At 60.3% G+C, this 18,472-nt stretch carries 16 protein-coding genes and 1 other RNA gene; 11 read left to right on the forward strand and 6 right to left on the reverse strand.

The genetic code is table 11. From position 1 onward, the window contains the following. Positions 1-38: 38 nt before the first annotated feature. Positions 39-800 (reverse strand): M48 family metallopeptidase, encoded by a 762-nt coding sequence (locus ACL2XG_RS20365; protein ID WP_413721424.1) that lies wholly within the window; start codon positions 798-800, stop codon positions 39-41. Between the two features lie 261 nt (positions 801-1,061). On the opposite strand from ACL2XG_RS20365, the gene tkt reads away from it, so the two are divergent. After that, on the forward strand, positions 1,062-3,056 hold the full coding sequence (gene tkt, locus ACL2XG_RS20370) for a transketolase (RefSeq protein ID WP_413721423.1): 1,995 nt from the start codon (positions 1,062-1,064) through the stop codon (positions 3,054-3,056). Between the two features lie 109 nt (positions 3,057-3,165). Here the strand turns inward: tkt and ACL2XG_RS20375 are convergent, their stop codons facing one another. After that, on the reverse strand, positions 3,166-3,924 hold the full coding sequence (locus ACL2XG_RS20375) for an SDR family oxidoreductase (protein ID WP_413721422.1): 759 nt from the start codon (positions 3,922-3,924) through the stop codon (positions 3,166-3,168). A 1,055-nt stretch (positions 3,925-4,979) separates the two neighbouring features. Between ACL2XG_RS20375 and pgk the strand changes: the two genes are divergently transcribed. From pgk to ACL2XG_RS20400, 5 genes are all read left to right on the forward strand, one after another. Continuing rightward, the gene (gene pgk, locus ACL2XG_RS20380; RefSeq protein WP_410013584.1) at positions 4,980-6,143 is read left to right on the forward strand and encodes a phosphoglycerate kinase; all 1,164 of its coding nucleotides are present in this window, start codon (positions 4,980-4,982) and stop codon (positions 6,141-6,143) included. A gap of 116 nt (positions 6,144-6,259) precedes the next feature. Further along, positions 6,260-7,336, forward strand: coding sequence for a class II fructose-bisphosphate aldolase (gene fbaA, locus ACL2XG_RS20385; RefSeq protein WP_410013585.1), 1,077 nt, complete (start codon positions 6,260-6,262; stop codon positions 7,334-7,336). Between the two features lie 203 nt (positions 7,337-7,539). Next, positions 7,540-8,457, forward strand: a complete 918-nt coding sequence (gene mscS / locus ACL2XG_RS20390; protein ID WP_410013586.1) for a small-conductance mechanosensitive channel MscS — start codon at positions 7,540-7,542, stop codon at positions 8,455-8,457. 204 nt (positions 8,458-8,661) lie between these two features. Beyond that, a complete protein-coding gene (locus ACL2XG_RS20395; protein WP_413723493.1) occupies positions 8,662-9,291 on the forward strand; it encodes a LysE family transporter in 630 nt (209 codons plus the stop codon). A 191-nt stretch (positions 9,292-9,482) separates the two neighbouring features. Beyond that, on the forward strand, positions 9,483-10,208 hold the full coding sequence (locus ACL2XG_RS20400; RefSeq protein WP_410013587.1) for an oxidative stress defense protein: 726 nt from the start codon (positions 9,483-9,485) through the stop codon (positions 10,206-10,208). A 55-nt stretch (positions 10,209-10,263) separates the two neighbouring features. On the opposite strand, the gene ACL2XG_RS20405 is transcribed toward ACL2XG_RS20400, so the two are convergent. After that, positions 10,264-11,157 (reverse strand): LysR family transcriptional regulator ArgP, encoded by an 894-nt coding sequence (locus ACL2XG_RS20405; protein WP_410013588.1) that lies wholly within the window; start codon positions 11,155-11,157, stop codon positions 10,264-10,266. Positions 11,158-11,374: 217 nt separating this feature from the next. Here ACL2XG_RS20405 and rpiA point away from each other — a divergent pair, with 217 nt between their 5' ends. Continuing rightward, on the forward strand, positions 11,375-12,031 hold the full coding sequence (gene rpiA, locus ACL2XG_RS20410; RefSeq protein WP_410013589.1) for a ribose-5-phosphate isomerase RpiA: 657 nt from the start codon (positions 11,375-11,377) through the stop codon (positions 12,029-12,031). A 315-nt stretch (positions 12,032-12,346) separates the two neighbouring features. Continuing rightward, positions 12,347-13,579, forward strand: a complete 1,233-nt coding sequence (gene serA, locus ACL2XG_RS20415) for a phosphoglycerate dehydrogenase (RefSeq protein WP_413721421.1) — start codon at positions 12,347-12,349, stop codon at positions 13,577-13,579. A 130-nt stretch (positions 13,580-13,709) separates the two neighbouring features. Here the strand turns inward: serA and ACL2XG_RS20420 are convergent, their stop codons facing one another. The 3 genes from ACL2XG_RS20420 to zapA all read right to left on the reverse strand — a co-directional run bounded on the left by ACL2XG_RS20420 (position 13,710) and on the right by zapA (position 15,092). Continuing rightward, positions 13,710-14,309 carry a 5-formyltetrahydrofolate cyclo-ligase gene (locus ACL2XG_RS20420; RefSeq protein ID WP_413721420.1) on the reverse strand — a complete coding sequence of 200 codons (600 nt, stop codon included), beginning with the start codon at positions 14,307-14,309 and terminating at the stop codon, positions 13,710-13,712. A gap of 229 nt (positions 14,310-14,538) precedes the next feature. Then, a non-coding RNA gene (gene ssrS / locus ACL2XG_RS20425) (6S RNA) lies at positions 14,539-14,722 on the reverse strand. A gap of 40 nt (positions 14,723-14,762) precedes the next feature. After that, a complete protein-coding gene (gene zapA / locus ACL2XG_RS20430) occupies positions 14,763-15,092 on the reverse strand; it encodes a cell division protein ZapA (RefSeq protein ID WP_410013592.1) in 330 nt (109 codons plus the stop codon). A 213-nt stretch (positions 15,093-15,305) separates the two neighbouring features. Between zapA and ACL2XG_RS20435 the strand changes: the two genes are divergently transcribed. The 3 genes from ACL2XG_RS20435 (at position 15,306) to ubiH (ending at position 18,445) form a co-directional block, all read left to right on the forward strand. Then, positions 15,306-15,887: a YecA family protein gene (locus tag ACL2XG_RS20435; protein ID WP_410013593.1), complete on the forward strand. Its 582-nt coding sequence runs from the start codon at positions 15,306-15,308 to the stop codon at positions 15,885-15,887. Positions 15,888-15,949: 62 nt separating this feature from the next. Beyond that, complete coding sequence (gene pepP / locus ACL2XG_RS20440) at positions 15,950-17,263, forward strand: Xaa-Pro aminopeptidase (RefSeq protein ID WP_410013594.1); 1,314 nt, start codon at positions 15,950-15,952, stop codon at positions 17,261-17,263. 3 nt (positions 17,264-17,266) lie between these two features. Beyond that, positions 17,267-18,445 (forward strand): 2-octaprenyl-6-methoxyphenyl hydroxylase, encoded by a 1,179-nt coding sequence (ubiH, locus tag ACL2XG_RS20445; RefSeq protein WP_413721419.1) that lies wholly within the window; start codon positions 17,267-17,269, stop codon positions 18,443-18,445. Positions 18,446-18,472: the final 27 nt, after the last annotated feature.

An 18,472-nucleotide genomic window follows, 5' to 3' on the forward strand; every position in this document is an offset into this window, starting at 1 on the left:
TTCCCGGGGTGCGCCGGACCGGGCGGCCATCCCGCCCTTTATTTGCCCGCCGCGATGCGATCGCGGATATGCTGCGCCCGCGCCTGCGACGTCGGATGGGAATCAAACATACTGCCGCCTTGTCCCTTTTCCATGCCGGCCAGCTTTTCAAAGCTGGTCACCAGCCCCTGCGGGTCGATATGGCGTTTTTTCAGCAAATCAAAGGAATAGTCGTCCGCTTCGCTTTCCTGGCGCTGGGAAAACTGCGCGCCGATCAACGCCTGCCCAAGCTCGCCCAGCTGCGATTGCGATAACGCCGCCGTGACGCCGCCCACCGAGGCCGCGGCGGTGCGCGCCGCGGTGGTGGCATAGGCCAGCTGCATGGCCTTGCGGCTGTGCCCCAGCGCGACGTGGCCCATTTCATGGCCGACCACCGCCTCGACTTCATTATCCGTCATCAGATCCATCAGGCCGCTGTAGACGCGGATGCAGCCATTGGCCATGGCCCAGGCGTTGACGTCCTTGGTCAGGTAAACCTTATAATCGGCCGGGGTGCCGGCGATATTATCCCCCAGCGCGGCGGCAACGGTCGCCAGGCGCTGGGCGTAGGGGCTGCCGGCGGGGGCGATTTGCGCCTTCTGGTCCATTTGCGCGCAGGATTCGGCGCTCAGCGCCTTGACCTGGCTATCGCTCAGGGTGGCCGCCACAAACGCCTGGCCGCCCGATTGCATCAGGGTGTTCTGGTCGAGATTTTCACAACCGCTCAGCAGCGTGATGGCGATAATGCTTAAGCCGGCCCAGGGCAGTACAGATAGGGTCATTATTTTGTTTTCCCATAAGATATTAAGAAAAATTGTGAGTCTGTTAACAGATTTTATGGCATGAATGATGGTGTTTTTTCCATCGCATCGTCGTGCCGTACGATCAGGGGATTATCCCCTATTTATCGCGCATTCCTGCATATACAATTATGACCTTTTTAGGGTACATTTATCGATATTTTCACAGTCTCTGAAGTTAAGTGATTGATTTTATGATGGCTTGGGCAACGAGACACTATTCAATCCGAAACGGAGTAATTCATGACATCCCGAAAAGAGCTGGCTAACGCCATCCGCGCGTTAAGCATGGACGCGGTGCAAAAAGCCAAATCCGGCCACCCCGGCGCCCCGATGGGCATGGCGGATATCGCCGAAGTGCTGTGGCGCGACTACCTCAACCATAATCCCGCCAATCCCAAATGGGCCGACCGCGACCGCTTTATCCTCTCCAACGGCCATGGCTCCATGCTGCTCTACAGCCTGTTGCACCTGACCGGCTATAACCTGCCCATCGAGGAGCTGAAGAACTTCCGCCAGCTGCATTCCAAGACCCCGGGCCACCCGGAATACGGTTATACCGCCGGCGTGGAGACCACCACCGGGCCGCTGGGACAAGGCATCGCCAACGCGGTGGGCATGGCGATAGCCGAGCGCACCCTGGCGGCGCAGTTTAACCGTCCGGGCCATGACATCGTCGACCACCATACCTATGTGTTTATGGGCGACGGCTGCATGATGGAAGGCATCTCCCATGAGGTCTGCTCGCTGGCCGGTACCATGAAGCTCGGCAAGCTGACGGCGTTCTACGACGACAACGGCATTTCCATCGACGGGCATGTGGAAGGCTGGTTCAGCGACGACACCGCCTCGCGTTTCGAAGCCTATGGCTGGCATGTGGTGCGCGGCGTCGACGGCCACGACAGCGCGGCGTTGAAAGCGGCGATTGATGAGGCGCGCGCGGTAACCGACCGGCCGTCGCTGCTGATGTGCAAGACGGTGATTGGTTTTGGCTCGCCGAACAAGGCCGGCTCCCATGAAGCGCACGGCGCGCCGCTGGGCGAGGCGGAAGTGGCCGCCACGCGCGTGCAGCTGGGCTGGAACTCTCCGGCGTTCGAGATCCCGCAGGATATCTACGCCCAATGGGATGCCAAAGAAGCCGGCGCGGCCAAAGAAGCCGCCTGGAACGATAAGTTCGCCGCCTACCGCAGCGCGTTCCCGGCGCTGGCGGCGGAGTTCATCCGCCGCACCGAAGGCCGCCTGCCCGCCGACTGGCAGGCGAAGAGCCGGGCGTATATCGAAAAACTGCAGGCCAACCCGGCCAATATCGCCAGCCGTAAAGCTTCGCAGAACGCCCTGGACGCCTTTGGCCCGGATCTGCCGGAACTGCTGGGCGGTTCCGCCGACCTGGCGCCGAGCAACCTGACGCTCTGGGCGAAATCCGTCTCCCTGGGCGACGATAAGGCGGGTAATTATATTCACTACGGCGTACGCGAGTTCGGCATGACGGCGATCGCCAACGGTCTCGCGGTGCACGGCGGCTTCGTGCCCTACACCGCCACCTTCCTGATGTTCGTGGAGTATGCCCGCAACGCGGTGCGCATGGCGGCGCTGATGAAAATCCGCTCCATCTACGTGTATACCCATGATTCCATCGGCCTGGGGGAGGATGGCCCGACGCACCAGCCGGTGGAACAGCTGGCGAGCCTGCGGCTGACGCCGAACATGCGCACCTGGCGCCCGTGCGATCAGGTGGAATCCGCCGTGGCCTGGCAGCAGGCGGTGGAGCATGCCACCGGTCCGAGCACCCTGGTGTTCTCGCGCCAGAACCTGACGCAGCAGCCGCGCAGCGCGCAGCAGTTGGCCGATATCGCCCGCGGCGGTTATGTGCTGAAACACTGCGACGGCACGCCTGAGCTGCTGATTATCGCCACCGGTTCGGAAGTGTCGCTGGCCGTGTCGGCGTGGGAAACGCTAAGCGCCGAAGGCCGCCGGGTGAGGGTGGTGTCGCTGCCGTCGCCGGAGGTATTCGATCTGCAGGACGCGGCGTACCGTGAGGCGGTGCTGCCGAAGGCGGTGGGCGCGCGGCTGGCCATCGAGGCCGGCATTGCCGATTACTGGTACAAGTATGTGGGCCTGAACGGCGCCGTCGTCGGCATGACCAGCTTTGGCGAATCCGCGCCGGCGGAGGAGCTGTTTACCCTGTTCGGCTTCACCGCCGAAAACGTGCTGGACAAGGCGCGCACGCTGTTGGCGTAGCCTGCTGGCCTCCTCGCCACGACGCTTAAAGGCACCTGCGGGTGCCTTTTTTATTGGCGCGCCGGCGGGCGCGCTAAGCCCCCGCCGGCGCGCCGCTATCCCGCTGTCTTCAGCCTGGGTTCATGGCGGCAAAGGTGGCGTCGTAGCGACCCTCCCGCTCGGCCCAGCGCCGGGCCCTGTCGCGCTCGACCAGCACTTCGCCTGCGGGGTGATCCCCCGAGGCCAGCAATTGCATGACCTCCGCTACATAAGCCGCGAGCGGAACCGCGCGCGGGTCGCGAGCCTGCCGATCGCCCGTGAGCCCGGTCTGTACGTAGGGCGGCGCCAGTTCCAGCACATCGATGGGAATATGGCGCAACTGATGGCGCAGCGATTGTAACCAGGAGTGCAGGAAGGCCTTGCTGGCGCAATACGTCGGGAAATCGGCGCGGGGTACGAAGGCTAGGTTGGAACTGGTGGCCATGATGACCGCGTCCGGCCGCCCTTGCAGCACCGGCAGAAACGCGGCGGTAACGCGCAGCACGCCCATGATATTGGTTTCCACGATGTCCCGGGCGTCGGAAACATCCCAGCCGGCCGCGGTCATGTCCTCCGCCCGCGAGATACCGGCGTTGGCGATAAGCACGTTGAGCTCAGGAAAGCGCGCGCGCACGTCGCCGGCGAGGCGGGACAAGGAGGCCGGATCGTTAAGATCGAGGGACATCCCGACCATGCCGGGCCTGCCCGCCGTGATTTCATCTAGCAGGGCCTGCCGGCGCCCCGTGACGACGACCTTATTGCCCAGGTCGTGGAAGGCATCGGCCAGCCCGCGGCCGATGCCGCTGGTGCCGCCGGTGATAAGGATAGTGTTGCCGGTCATTTTCATCATTCGTCGCTCCTGTATTGTATTGTGATCGTATGCTTATGGTCTGACCGCCTCCCGACTCACCCTGCAAATGGCGAGGCGGAGAACGGCCGGGGCGCAAACGCGTCCCCGCGTGATGGCGGGTTGCCCGCGCGGCCAGGGACTGAACACGACTGTCCGGAACAAATATAGAATCATGACGCACCGCGGGCGATCGGGCGAAATAAGGGGCGGTGACGGCAAGTAACGCCGGAAAGGCCAGAGCCAGGGTAATCGCGGGGGAATGCCCCGGCAAGACAGCGGTACGAGACAGGCGGACGAATGCGAAAAAAGGGGATGATGTCATGATAAAGCGCCTTTAGTGACCCCGAGACACTCCCTGCTGGGATCCTCTCGGCAAAGGACGCGTTGGATGACGGTAACGCCTACGACAGCGCCGTGCGGGCTACTGCGCGAACAATTATTACGTGGTTATTCCTTATCGTCAATATCTGAATTTTTCCCCGACAAATGCACAAAAAAACACCATTTTAACCGGCGGAAACGGATCTGCGTCACATATTTGGCAAAATTATTCCGCTGCTATCTAATTTTGATTATTCTAGCTGAAGCGTTTCAGTTGGCGGTGGCGCCGGCGGTTTTATTCATCAGCGCCGCCTCCGCCAACCACGGGGCCCCAGGCAGTGATCACCCGCGTGGCTCCTGGCCGCGCGCTCATTTTGACCGCCGCCGGCCGGCGCGGAATTATCGCAAAAAGCGGCATGGGACGCATTTCGTGGTATAGTTGACTGTATAACATGCTCTACAATCATGACCGCATTTCAACGTTATCCTCGCCCGTCCTGACGGACGGCGGCATGCCACGGGGCGCGTGAGCACGAGACGCAACGTTTCCCCCAGGCCGGTATGTTAAAAAATAACGGTGATGAAACAAGGGCAGACAATAAACAGACACACGGCTGCGCCAATGGAGAGGTTCTCCCGCCAGGCGCAGACCGTAAGCGGCTTCTCGGCCGGCGGGCGACGATGCGCCTCCCGCCGTTCAGGCAATTTTCCAAGAATCAACAAGAGGGTTCACCATGGCTGTAATTAAGATGACCGATCTGGATCTGGCTGGTAAACGCGTGCTTATCCGTTCTGATCTGAACGTTCCGGTTAAAGACGGGAAAGTCACGTCCGACGCGCGCATCCGCGCGTCCCTGCCCACCATTGAAGCCGCCCTGAAACAAGGCGCGAGCGTCATGGTGACGTCCCATCTTGGTCGTCCGACCGAAGGCGAATACAACGAAGAGTTTTCTTTGCTGCCGGTAGTGAATTACCTGAAGGAACATATGTCCGCGCCGGTACGCCTGGCCAAGGATTATCTGGACGGCCTGGAAATCAAGCCGGGCGAGCTGGTGGTGCTGGAAAACGTCCGCTTTAACAAAGGCGAAAAGAAAGACGACGAAACCCTGGCGAAAAAATACGCCGCGCTGTGCGATATTTATGTCATGGACGCCTTCGGCACCGCGCACCGCGCCCAGGCCTCCACCCATGGCGTGGGAAAATTCGCGCCTATCGCCTGCGCCGGCCCGCTGCTGTCCAATGAACTTGAAGCGCTGGGCAAGGCTCTTGGCAACCCGGCGCGCCCGATGGTGGCCATTGTCGGCGGATCCAAGGTGTCGACGAAACTGACCGTGCTGGACTCCCTGTCCAAAATTGCCGATCAGCTGATTGTCGGCGGCGGCATCGCCAATACCTTTATCGCCGCCCAGGGCCACAACGTGGGCAAATCCCTGTACGAAGCCGATTTGATTCCTGAAGCGAAGCGCCTGCTGCAGACCTGCCAGATCCCGGTCCCGACCGATGTCCGCGTCGCCACCGAATTCTCGGAAACCGCGCCGGCCACCCTGAAATCCGCCAGCGAGATCAAAGACAACGAGCAGGTGCTGGATTTGGGCGATGTGTCCGCGCAGCAGCTGGCCGATATCCTGAAAAAAGCCAAGACCATTTTGTGGAACGGCCCGGTGGGCGTGTTCGAGTTCCCTAACTTCCGCAAAGGCACCGAAATCGTGGCCAACGCCATTGCCGACAGCGACGCGTTTTCCATCGCCGGCGGCGGCGACACCCTGGCCGCCATCGACCTGTTTGGCATCGCGGACAAAATTTCTTATATTTCCACCGGCGGCGGCGCGTTCCTTGAGTTCGTGGAAGGCAAAAAACTGCCGGCCGTGGTTATGCTTGAAGAGCGCGCAAAACAATAACGCATTAGCGAGCCGGGCGCGGCATCACGGCGCCCGCAAACATCGTTGCGAATGCAGGCTAGGGCAACGGTATTTGATTCCCTCCATCAATGGCCTACAGAACAGGACAAAGCAATATGTCTAAGATTTTTGATTTTGTAAAACCAGGCGTCATCACCGGTGACGACGTACAAAAAGTATTTGCCGTGGCGAAGGAAAACCACTTTGCCCTGCCCGCCGTTAACTGCGTAGGCACGGATTCCATTAACGCCGCGCTGGAAGCCGCCGCGAAGGTACGCGCGCCGATTATCGTTCAGTTCTCCAACGGCGGCGCGGCTTTTATCGCCGGTAAAGGCCTGAAGGTCGAAGGCCAGACTGCCGCGGTTCTCGGCGCTATCGCCGGCGCGCTGCATGTCCATCATATGGCGGAGCATTACGGCGTGCCGGTTATCCTGCATACCGACCATTGCGCCAAAAAACTGCTGCCCTGGCTTGACGGCCTGTTGGACGCGGGTGAAAAACATTACGCCGCCACCGGCAAACCGCTGTTCTCCTCGCATATGATCGATCTGTCCGAAGAGCCGCTGGAAGAAAACATTGAAATCAGCGGCAAGTACCTGGCCCGCATGGCCAAGCTGGACATGACGCTGGAAATCGAACTGGGCTGCACCGGTGGTGAAGAAGACGGCGTGGACAACAGCCATCTGGATAACTCCGCGCTGTATACCCAGCCGGAAGACGTGGCCTACGCGTATGAAAAGCTCAACGCCATCAGCCCGCGTTTCACCATCGCCGCCGCCTTCGGCAATGTGCATGGTGTTTACAAACCGGGCAACGTTAAGCTGACTCCGAAAATTCTGGATAACTCGCAGAAATTCGTTTCGGAAAAATTCGGCCTGCCGGCTAACTCCCTGAACCTGGTGTTCCACGGCGGCTCGGGCTCGACTCCGGAAGAAATTAAAGAAGCGGTGAGCTACGGCGTCGTGAAAATGAACATCGATACCGATACCCAATGGGCAACCTGGGAAGGTATCCTGAAGTATTACCACAAGAATGCCGGCTACCTGGAAACCCAGCTGGGCAACCCGGAAGGCGACGACAAACCGAACAAGAAATTCTACGATCCGCGTGCCTGGCTGCGTGCCGGACAGGTCTCCATGGCTACCCGCCTGGAACTGGCGTTTCAGGAATTGAATGCGATAGACGTGCTGTAATTTTTCCGCCGTCATTGCCCTTCTCTAAAGGCCTCCCGCGTGGAGGCCTTTAACGTTATGATAAGGCGCATTATTTTCGGCCGTTTTTCCACCTGACGTTGGCAGTCATCCGATTATTGGTTACGCTTAAAAGGCTCCGTTGTTGCCGGCACGTCAGCGCCGGCAGGTTTTTTTTTGCAATACACCAGAGTGGGATGACCTAAATGGAAGATCTAAACGTAGTCGATAAAATCAATGACGCCGGCAGCTGGCTGGTCAATAACCAGCAATTATTAATCCATTACGCGGTGAACATCGTCGCCGCCATTATCATTCTGATCGTCGGGATGCTGGTTGCGGGCGTCATTTCGCGCACCCTCAACAAACTGATGAGAACGCGCCACATCGATATTACCGTGGCGGACTTTCTCTCCGCCATTGTCCGTTACGGCATCATCATTTTCACCATTATCGCGGCCCTGGGGCGCATCGGCGTGCAGACCGCGTCGGTGATTGCGGTTATCGGCGCCGCCGGCCTGGCGGTAGGCCTGGCGCTGCAAGGCTCGCTGTCCAATTTCGCCGCCGGCGTGCTGCTGGTGACCTTCCGCCATTTTCGCGCCGGGGAGTATGTCGATTTCGCCGGCACCGCCGGCACCGTGCTGGTGGTGCAGATCTTTTCCACCACGCTGCGCACCTTCGACGGCAAAATGATCGTGGTGCCCAACAGCAAGATCCTGTCCGGCAATATCACCAACTTCTCGCGGGAACCCAACCGGCTGATCGATTTGATTATCAGCGTGAGCTACGACGCCGATATCGAACAGGTGAAAAGCCTGCTGACCGATATTATCGCCGCCGACAGCCGCGTGCTGAAAGATAAGGGTATTACCGTGCGCCTCAACGCCCTGGGGGCCTCGTCGCTCGATTTTATGGTCCGCGCCTGGGTACCGCGGGATGCGCTGCAAAACGCCACCTTCGACCTGCTGGAAAGCTTTAAACGCGCCCTTGACGAGCACCAGATCGGCATTCCCTATCCGCAAATGGATGTGCATATGTATCGCGCGCCCAAGCCCAAATCCGAGGCGGCGGCCGAGGGCGGCCATTCGCCCGCGGCCCCGGCTGCGCCGCGGCAACCCTCCTGAGAGGCCTTGCCGCTAAACCCGCCGGCGCGGCGGGTTGTCACGCCATGCCGGCGGTCAGCCTTGCACGCTGACGCACAGGTGATCAGATTATAAGCAATGCTAATGCAAGATTAATTTATTCCATTTCAACTGATATCCGCTTCTGATTACACTAGCGCTACTTTTTATTGGCAGCAGGCGGTGAGCGACGTGTGGGTTATTTTTATGCAGGGTTTTGCGTTGGGCATGGCGACCATTGTGCCCCTTGGGCCGCAGAATATCCTGGTGATGAACCAGGGCATACGGCGGCAATATCATTTGCTGATCGCCACTTTGTGCCTGTTAAGCGATATGGCGCTGATTATCGCCGGCGTTTTTGGCAGCAGCGCGCTGCTGTCGCAGTCGCCCATATTGTTGCAGGGCGTGACCCTGGCGGGGGTGGCGTTTTTGGCGGTGTATGGCTTTTGCGCGCTGAAAAACGCCTGGCGCGGGGAAGGGGCCGACCGCGCCGGTGTCCCGGGCGAGGCCTTCCGCCCGTCGCGGCGGCGCATTATCCTTACCATGCTGGCGGTGACCTGGCTCAATCCCCACGTTTACCTGGATACGCTGGTGGTGCTGGGCAGTATCGGCGGGCAACTGGAGCCGGCGGCGCGGCGCTGGTTCGCCGGCGGCACCATCGGCGCGTCCCTGGTATGGTTCTACGGCCTGGCCATGCTGTCGGCGCGTCTGGCCCCCTGGCTTAACCGCGGCCGGGTGCAGCGCGGGATCCAGTTATTCGTCGGCGTGGTGATGTGGCTGGTGGCGCTGCAGTTGGCGCGCCAGGCCTGGCAGATGTTTACCGCGCAGCCGGTGTAGTGCCCGGGGCGTGGCGCTGCATGAGATTGCGAACTTATCCTATATTTTAACGCAACGGCAACGATTATGCTGGGTGCCGATAATCACATAACGGTAAATAAGCGCAAAGGGCGTTGTTTTTAGATGAAAATGCGCAATCATAGGCGGTATTTTCATTTATATTCAGCGCATTTTGCCGCACAGGAGACGTCATGAAGGTCAAAGCATTGCTGTTAACCACCCTGTTGGGATTAGGATCGTTTACGACCCAGGCGCTGGCCGCCGAGCTTCCCGCCGGGCCGCATGTGATCACCTCCGGCACGTCAAGCGTCGAGGCGACGCCGGATATCGCCACCCTGACCATCGAAGTGTCGATTTCCTCGAAAGACGCCGCCGACGCTAAAAAACAGGTGGACGCGCGCGTGGCGCAATATTTTGATTTTCTTAATAAAAACGGCATCGAAAATAAAGATATCGACGCCGCGAACCTGCGCACCCAGCCGGAATATGATTTTTTAAAGACCGGGGAATCGGTGCTGAAAGGCTATCGCGCCGTGCGCCAGGTGCAGGTCACGCTCCGCCAGCTTGATAAGCTCAATGAACTGCTGGACGGCGCGCTGAAATCCGGCCTGAATGAAATCCGCTCCGTCGAGCTGGGCGTGGCTAATCCGGACGCCTACCGCGATCGGGCGCGCAACAAGGCGATTGAAAACGCCACTTCCCAGGCCCGTTCGCTGGCGGAAGGCTTTAAAGCCACCCTGGGGCCGATTTTCAGCATTCGTTACCATGTGGCGAACTACCAGCCGGTGCCGGTGGCGCGGATGTTTAAGACCAACGAGGCCATGTCGCAGACCGATGCGGCCCAGACCTATGTCCAGCAGGCGATCCATTTTGACGATCAGGTGGATGTCGTGTTCGAGCTGCAACGCCAGCCCTAGGCGGCGGGTGTGGCCGATGCGTCCCACTGCGGGGCGCGCCGGCGCTGTGCGGCCCTCAGGCCTGGCGCAAGACCTGCCGGCCATGGGAGAGCAGGGCGTCGGTCACTTTGCGCATCATGCGGCTTTCCGGCGCAAACCGATGCCAGAACAGCATGCGGCGCTGGTACAGGCCCGGCGTCAGGTCTATCAGTTCGCCCGTCGCCAGCTCCCGTTCGATTTGCAGATGCGGGATCATGCAGCAGGTCGTGCCCTGGCGCGCCAGCTGCACGAAGGCTTCCGATGAGTTGACGATATGGCAGGGCACGCTGCCCGGCGGCAGGTCAAAGTTCTGCTGCAAAAACGCCTGGTGCATATCGTCCAGATGGTCAAACGCCACCGCCGGCGCTTTCAGCAGCGCGCTGCGCGTCACGCCGTGGGGGAAATAACGATCGGCAAAAGGCTGGGATGCCACGAACAGATAATCCAGGGCGCCCAGTTGATCCACCAGGCAGCTCGGCAGCGGCTGGGGCTGGATACTGACCGCGCCCACCACTTCGCCGCGCCTTAGCCTTTCCTGGGTACGCGTTTCATCTTCCACCTGTAAATTAAGGCGGATAGGCGAATCGGTCAGCACCGGTTTCAGCGCCGGCAGCAGCCAGGTCGCCAGGCTGTCGGCATTCACCGCCAGCGACAGCAGCAGCGGCGTGTCGCTGCCGTTATCGGTGCCCAGCCATTCGTCCTCCAGCAATTCCACCTGATGCAGCAAGGCCAGCAGCTTTTGCCCTTGTTCGGTGGGCCGTGGGGGAATGGTACGCACCAGCAGCGGCTGGCCGAACAGGTTTTCCAGTTGTTTTATGCGCTGCGATACCGCGGATTGGGTGATACATAATTTTTGCGCGGCGCGTTCAAAACCCCGTTCCCGTATCACGGCGTCAAGCGCCTGCAGCGTCCGATAGTCCGGGCGTTTCATTCTTTATCCCCTGCGTCGATATCTCTGTGCATCAATAGGTACTTTTTGGTCACCGGTTTTCACTATGCCATAGATTGACCCGGTTGCGGACGCAAAATTTTAGCCATGTCAGGCGCGGGCATCCGGGATGCGGCGGGTTGTGGCGGAATTCACGCCATCGGCGATGATATTGTTTTATAATACCGCCCACTTTCCGTAGCCAAGGGCTTAATTATTTATGACGCAGGATGAACTGAAAAAGGCGGTGGGCTGGTCGGCATTGAAGTATGTGAAACCGGGCACGATCGTCGGCGTCGGCACCGGGTCCACCGCCGCGCATTTTATCGATGCCCTGGGCAGCATCAGGAATCAAATCGAAGGGGCGGTCTCCAGTTCGGACGCCTCCTCGGCCAAGCTGAAGAGCCTCGGTATCCCGCTGCTGGATCTCAACAGCGTCGACGTGCTGGACATCTATGTCGACGGCGCCGATGAAATCAACGGCCAGATGCAGATGATCAAAGGCGGCGGGGCGGCCCTGACGCGCGAAAAAATCATCGCGGCGGTCGCGCGTAAATTTATCTGTATCGTCGATGGATCCAAACGGGTGGACGTCCTTGGCAATTTTCCCCTGCCGGTGGAAGTGATCCCGATGGCGCGCGCCTATGTGGCGCGCGAGCTGGTGAAACTGGGCGGATTGCCGGAGTACCGCCAGGGCGTGGTAACCGATAACGGCAATATTATCCTGGACGTGCGCAACCTGCGCATCCTGGACGCGGTGGCCCTGGAAGACAAAATCAACAGCCTGCCCGGCGTGGTGACCGTGGGCCTGTTTGCCCGGCGCGGCGCGGATGTGGCGCTGATCGGCACCGCCGGGGGCGTTCAGGTTATCGAGTAACAGGCCGGTTTTACCGCCGCCCGCCGCCGCCGCCGGCTTTCCACGCCGGCGGCGGTGGATGTTAATTTTGTTTACATAGCATCTTTTATCGCCGCAGGCGAAATTCAGTGATAAATGTCACATTTATGCCATCGGCCTGCTATATATATGACGCTTCTCCACCAGACCAGAGGATTTATCCATAGCAATCGCTTATGGCTGCGTCTTATGCTGTCTTAAGGATAAACGGCCCTGTTGCCGCCACGGTAATTTTTGTTATTTTGTCCGGGTGCTGTGTGTTGCAGTCGCATCTGAAGTCTCAAAAAGGGTCGGGAAATGGCAAAAGTATCGCTGGAAAAAGATAAGATTAAGTTTCTGTTGGTCGAAGGTGTTCACCCCAGCGCGGTGGATAACCTGAAACGCGCCGGTTATACCAATATTGAATACCATAAGGGCGCGCTGGATTCCGCGGCACTGAAAGCCTCCGTGCGCGACGCGCACTTTATCGGCATCCGATCCCGTACCCACCTGACGGAAGACATCTTTGCCGCGGCGGAAAAACTCGTTGCCGTCGGCTGCTTTTGTATCGGCACCAATCAGGTCGATCTGAAAGCCGCGCTGAAAAAAGGCGTGCCGGTATTCAATGCGCCTTTTTCCAATACCCGCTCCGTGGCGGAATTGGTGCTCGGCGAAATGCTGCTGATGATACGCGGCGTCCCGGAGGCCAACGCCAAAGCGCACCGCGGCCAGTGGAACAAGCAGGCGAGCGGCAGCTATGAAGCGCGCGGCAAGAAACTGGGCATCATCGGTTACGGCCATATCGGCACCCAGCTGAGTATCCTGGCGGAAGGCCTGGGGATGCAGGTGTTCTATTACGATATCGAGAGCAAACTGTCCCTGGGCAACGCGCGCCAGGTGGATTCGCTGCCTGAGCTGCTGGGTATGTGCGACGTGGTCTCCCTGCATGTGCCGGATACCCAGTCCACCCGCAATATGATGGGCAAGGAAGAATTCGGCCATATGAAGCCGGGGTCGCTGTTTATCAACGCCTCGCGCGGTACGGTGGTGGATATCCCGGCCCTGTGCGACGCCCTGGCCAGTAAACATATCGCCGGCGCCGCCGTGGACGTGTTCCCCGAAGAGCCCGCCACCAACAGCGATCCGTTCAACTCGCCGCTGTGTGAATTCGATAATGTGATCCTGACGCCGCATATCGGCGGATCCACCGAGGAAGCGCAGGAAAATATCGGCGTGGAAGTGGCGGGCAAACTGGCCAAATACTCCGATAACGGCTCGACCCTGTCGGCGGTCAATTTCCCGGAAGTCTCGCTGCCGGAACATGGTGATAACGTCAGCCGTTTACTGCATATCCATGAAAACCGTCCCGGGATCCTGACCCGCATCAACCAGATTTTTGCCGAGCAAAGCATCAATATCGCCGCCCAGTATCTGCAAACCACGCCCGAAATCGGTTATGTGGTCATTGATGTGGAAACCGATACCGAAAATACCGCCCTACAGCTGCTGAAGGCGATACCCGGCACTATCCGCGCCCGCCTGCTGTACTGATAGCTGCGCGCCTGACGTGGTCGACCCCAGCCCCGGCTTAGCGAGCCGGGGTTTTTTTATGGGTACCGCCAGCTTACCGTGCATGCCGGGTACACCACCGGGCCAAGGGCTGCCATCCGTCCCCGGCGGTTTACCAGCGCCAGTGCCGCGACGGGGTAACAATTTCCGGCAACGGGATATCCCAGGGCTCCGCCGGTATGGCGTCCACCTGCTGGCAATCGTGGGCCAGCCCGATGGGGTAGAAGCCGGCGCCGCGCCGCCAGTGCCGCAGGGTGCGATCGTAAAAGCCGCCGCCCATGCCCAGGCGCTGGCCCCGGGCATCAAAGGCCACCAGCGGGGTAAACAGTATATCGAGATGCCGCGCCGGCAAGAGCTGGGTCACGTCCAGCCGCGGCTCGCTGATATGCAGGCGGTTCAGCACCAGCGGCGTATCGGGCCTGTAGCGCAGGAACAACAGGTGGCCCGGGCTGAAAGGGTGCAGCACCGGCAAATAGACGCGCTGGTCGCGTTGCCAGAGCGCCTCAATAAGCGGCCGGGTATCCAGCTCGCCGTCAAACGATAAAAACAGCGCCAGGCTGCGGGCCGCGGTAACCCGCGGGTCGGCCAGCAGGGTTTTGACCAGCGCCGCGGCCGCAGCGGCCTGTTCGGCCGGGGTGAGCCGGCGGCGTTGCCGGCGGATATGGTTGCGGAGGCTTTGCCGCTGCAGGGACGTTTCGGGCGACTGGGTCATGGCTGATTACGCGCTATACCGGAATAAGAAGGTAATAAAGTATGTCATAAAGACGGTCCGGGGGGATGTCATAACGTACGCGGATAAAGAAATCGGGTCTGAAAAAACGCTGTCGGGGAATAGAGTGTGGCAGGGGGGGGAAGCCTGATACGCCGTGCCGAGAGCCGTACCAAGCCGCGCCGCTGACGCGCGCGTCCGCTGCTGATGCAAGCCGACGCTACGCTATAAAGGGATCTCCGAGATGCCGCCGCAGGCTGTAACCCTTGAACCCATGGTTCAAGGTGAACGCAGCGTTATAACCTTAAGGCTTCTCGGACGAACCGAGCTTGCGCACCAGTTACAGATCGCCACATTCTTGTGGTAAAAATTATCGGCTCAGGGGACGGGCCCGCTGGCGAACACCTCAGAGAAATTTTGTATTCCTGTTCCGCGGGATTTTCCCGGCGGCTATCGTTACTCGAACTGCGTGCCTGGTCGCTCGGAGATACGGCCCTGTTCTACCAGTGCCTGCTCAATCGTCTGCTGCAGTAACCGGATCCGCTGTTCCATGTTGGCGGCGTAATCACGGGTTTTAACTCTTTCCTGCGCCAGTTCGTGGCATACGTTCAGTGCCGCGATAAAAACAAGCTGTTCTGTATTGGTGACTCTAGTGCGAACTTTGAGATCTTGCAACCGCTGATTAAGATCTTCCGCCGCCTGGTTCAACGCTTCTTGTTGTTCCGGCGGGCAATTTACCCTTAACGTGCGGCCAAAAATTTGAATATCTACCGGTTGTGCGGACATACCACCTTCCTGCTTTGTTACCGCGCCGACGCCAGGCCACTCCCGTTTCACCATTGCGGGAGCACAGGGCGGGCGCAACTATACTCTATATCCATGCGCTATATCAAACAGAAGAATCCATATAAAACAGAAGATACACGCCCTTTCTGGTATAGCTACGGACCTTGGTGGTAGCATAACACGAACTTATCCTGCCAACGACGATGAAAGCGCATGTCTATACAAAATACCTTTCCCGACTACGATAACCTGACCCAACTGCTTAACCAACAGGCCGTGGCGCTGACGCCGGCGGAAATGCATGGTTTGATAAGCGGCATGCTGTGCGGCGGCAACAAGGATCACAGTTGGCAGACGCTGGTGCACGAGCTGACCAACGAGGGCATGGCCTTTTCCCAGACCCTGGCCGACCCGCTGCGCCAGCTGCACGAAGCCACCGCGCAAACCCTGGACGACGAGGAGTTTATGTTTCAGCTGCTGCTGCCCGACGACGACCGCGCCACGGTATTCGAGCGCGTGGACGCGCTGGCCGGCTGGGTAAATCATTTCCTGCTGGGGCTGGGCGTGATGCAGCCGCAGCTGGATAAAATCAAGGGCGAGCTAAAGGAAGCCATCGACGATCTGCGCAATATCGGCCAGCTCGGCTATGACGAAGATGAAGATCAGGAAGAGCTGGCGCAGTCGCTGGAGGAAGTCGTTGAATACGTGCGTATGGCCGCCATTCTTTGCCATAATGGATTTACCCGCTCGGAGCACGCCGGCCCGCTGGAAAAGCCAAAGCCGACGCTGCACTGATCGCCGCAACCGGCAGCACCGCCCGTTGAATTGTTGAGAGTATGGCAAGGCAGGAGAGAGTGATGACATCACAAGAATTTTTACGCCGCCGGCAGGCATTGTTGGCCAACATGGCTCCGGCCAGCGCCGCCGTCATTTTTGCGGCGCCGGAGGCGACGCGCAGCGCCGACAGTGAATATCCCTATCGCCAGAATAGCGACTTCTGGTATTTCACCGGGTTCAACGAACCGGAGGCGGCGCTGGTGCTTATCAAAAGCGACGCGACCCATTCGCACAGCGTGCTGTTCAACCGGGTGCGCGATCCCGGCGCCGAGACCTGGTTCGGCCGCCGCCTGGGCCAGGAGGCCGCCCCGGCCAGACTTGCCGTGGACCGGGCCTTGCCGTGGGACGAAATCAATCATCAGTTGCACCTGCTGCTGAACGGACTGGATGTGGTCTATCACGCCCAGGGACAATACGCCTTTGCCGATACCCTGGTGTTTAACGCCCTCGATACCCTGCGCCGCGGCTACCGTCAGCATTTGCGCGCGCCCGCCACGCTTACCGACTGGCGCCCCTGGGTGCACGATTTCAGGCTGGTTAAATCGGCGGAGGAGCTGGCGGTCATGCGCCGCGCCGGCGAAATCACCGCGCTCGGGCATACCCGCGCCATGCGGGCCTGTCGTCCGGGGCAGTATGAATACCAGCTGGAAGGCGAAATCCTGCATGAATTCAACCGGCACGGCGCCCGCTATCCTTCCTACAATACCATCGTCGGCAGCGGCGAAAACGGCTGTATTCTGCACTACACCGAAAACGAGGCGCAGATGCGCGACGGCGATCTGGTGCTTATCGACGCCGGCTGTGAATACCAGGGGTATGCCGGCGATATCACCCGCACCTTCCCGGTGAACGGCAAGTTCAGCCCCGAGCAGCGGGCGGTGTACGACATAGTGCTGGCGATGCTGGAGAAATCCCTGGCGTTGTACCGGCCGGGCACCAGTATCCGCGAAGTCAATGAACAGGCGGTGCGGGTTATGGTCTCCGGGCTGGTGGCGCTGGGCGTAATGAAGGGCGACGTGGACGGGCTTATCGCCGCCCAGGCCCATCGGCAGTTCTTTATGCACGGCTTAAGCCATTGGCTGGGGCTGGATGTGCACGACGTCGGCGACTACGGCACCCCGGAGCGGGGCAGGACCCTGGAGCCGGGCATGGTGCTGACCATCGAGCCGGGCATTTATATAGCCGCGGACGCGGATGTGCCGCCGCAATATCGCGGCATCGGCATCCGCATCGAGGACAATATCGTTATCACCGAACAGGGCAACGACAACCTCACCGCATCGGTGGTCAAGGACCCGGATGCCATCGAAGCGCTGATGGCGGCGGCGCGCTAGCCTATGTCGGTGATCATTATCGGCGGCGGCATGGCCGGCGCCACCCTGGCGCTGGCCTTGTCCCGCCTGACCGGCGGGCGGCTGGAGATCGATTTAGTGGAAGCGGCCGCGCCGGAAAGCCGGCGCCATCCCGGTTATGACGCCCGCGCCATCGCCCTGGCCCAGGGCACCAGCCAGCAATTAACCGCCATCGGTGTCTGGCCTTCGCTGATGTCCTGCGCCACGCCCATCACCCGTGTCGAGGTCAGCGATAGCGGCTATCCGGGTAAAGTCTCGCTGTCCGCGCGCGACTACCGCGTGCCCGCGCTGGGTTATGTGGTGGAGCTGCACGACGCCGGGCAGCGTTTATTTGCCCTGCTGCGCCAGGCGCCGGGGGTAAGGCTGCACTGCCCCGCGACGCTTACGGATATTACCCGCCGCCAGGACGATATCCTGGCGCGGCTTGACAACGGGACGGAGCTGATCGGCTCGCTGCTGGTGGCGGCGGACGGTTCGCACTCGCAGGCGGCGCGCCATTGCCATATGCAGTGGCGCCAGGAGGACTATGGGCAACTGGCGATTATCGCCAATGTCACCACCGCTGAGGCGCATCAGGGCCGGGCTTATGAGCGCTTTACCGAACATGGGCCGCTGGCCATGCTGCCCATGTCGCAGGGGCGCAGCGCGCTGGTGTGGTGCCTGCCGCAGTCCATGCGCCAGGAAATCACCGGCTGGAGCGAAAGCCGGTTTATCGACGCGCTGCAAGCCGCCTTCGGCTGGCGGCTCGGGCGTATTACCGCCTGCGGGCAGCGGCAGTGTTACCCGCTGCAGCTGCGCACCGCCACGCGCCAGGTAAGCCATCGGCTGGCGCTGGTGGGCAACGCGGCGCAAACCCTGCATCCTATTGCCGGCCAGGGGTTCAACCTGGGCTTGCGTGACGTGATGACCCTGGCGGAAACCCTGGCCGAGGCCCTGGCGCGGGGCGAGGACCCGGGCGCCTACGCCACCCTGCAGCGCTATCAGCAGCGCCGTCTGCCCGATAAGGACCGCACGGTCGGCATTACCGATGGCCTGATACATTTGTTTGCCAACCGGCATCCGCCGCTGGTGGTGGCGCGTAACCTGGGTCTTGCCGCCATGGCCGCTTCGCCGGGGCTGCGCGACGCGCTGGCGCGGCAAACCCTGGGCTGGGTGGCGCGTTAGCACCCTTACGCTGGTTCCCGGTCTTTA

It is taken from the genome of Sodalis sp. RH24 (assembly GCF_047324145.1).
Taxonomy (GTDB): domain Bacteria; phylum Pseudomonadota; class Gammaproteobacteria; order Enterobacterales; family Enterobacteriaceae; genus Acerihabitans.

Excerpts from the sequence above, each read along its gene's own strand:
- ubiH (WP_413721419.1), top strand. The coding sequence starts at position 17,267 with ATGTCGGTGATCATTATCGGCGGCGGCATGGCCGGCGCCACCCTGGCG.
- pgk (WP_410013584.1), top strand. The coding sequence starts at position 4,980 with ATGGCTGTAATTAAGATGACCGATCTGGATCTGGCTGGTAAACGCGTG.
- ACL2XG_RS20395 (WP_413723493.1), top strand. The coding sequence starts at position 8,662 with ATGCAGGGTTTTGCGTTGGGCATGGCGACCATTGTGCCCCTTGGGCCG.
- pepP (WP_410013594.1), top strand. The coding sequence starts at position 15,950 with ATGACATCACAAGAATTTTTACGCCGCCGGCAGGCATTGTTGGCCAAC.
- ACL2XG_RS20400 (WP_410013587.1), top strand. The coding sequence starts at position 9,483 with ATGAAGGTCAAAGCATTGCTGTTAACCACCCTGTTGGGATTAGGATCG.
- rpiA (WP_410013589.1), top strand. The coding sequence starts at position 11,375 with ATGACGCAGGATGAACTGAAAAAGGCGGTGGGCTGGTCGGCATTGAAG.
- ACL2XG_RS20365 (WP_413721424.1), bottom strand. The coding sequence starts at position 800 with ATGACCCTATCTGTACTGCCCTGGGCCGGCTTAAGCATTATCGCCATC.
- ACL2XG_RS20375 (WP_413721422.1), bottom strand. The coding sequence starts at position 3,924 with ATGATGAAAATGACCGGCAACACTATCCTTATCACCGGCGGCACCAGC.
- ACL2XG_RS20435 (WP_410013593.1), top strand. The coding sequence starts at position 15,306 with ATGTCTATACAAAATACCTTTCCCGACTACGATAACCTGACCCAACTG.
- fbaA (WP_410013585.1), top strand. The coding sequence starts at position 6,260 with ATGTCTAAGATTTTTGATTTTGTAAAACCAGGCGTCATCACCGGTGAC.
- mscS (WP_410013586.1), top strand. The coding sequence starts at position 7,540 with ATGGAAGATCTAAACGTAGTCGATAAAATCAATGACGCCGGCAGCTGG.
- tkt (WP_413721423.1), top strand. The coding sequence starts at position 1,062 with ATGACATCCCGAAAAGAGCTGGCTAACGCCATCCGCGCGTTAAGCATG.
- zapA (WP_410013592.1), bottom strand. The coding sequence starts at position 15,092 with ATGTCCGCACAACCGGTAGATATTCAAATTTTTGGCCGCACGTTAAGG.
- serA (WP_413721421.1), top strand. The coding sequence starts at position 12,347 with ATGGCAAAAGTATCGCTGGAAAAAGATAAGATTAAGTTTCTGTTGGTC.
- ACL2XG_RS20420 (WP_413721420.1), bottom strand. The coding sequence starts at position 14,309 with ATGACCCAGTCGCCCGAAACGTCCCTGCAGCGGCAAAGCCTCCGCAAC.
- ACL2XG_RS20405 (WP_410013588.1), bottom strand. The coding sequence starts at position 11,157 with ATGAAACGCCCGGACTATCGGACGCTGCAGGCGCTTGACGCCGTGATA.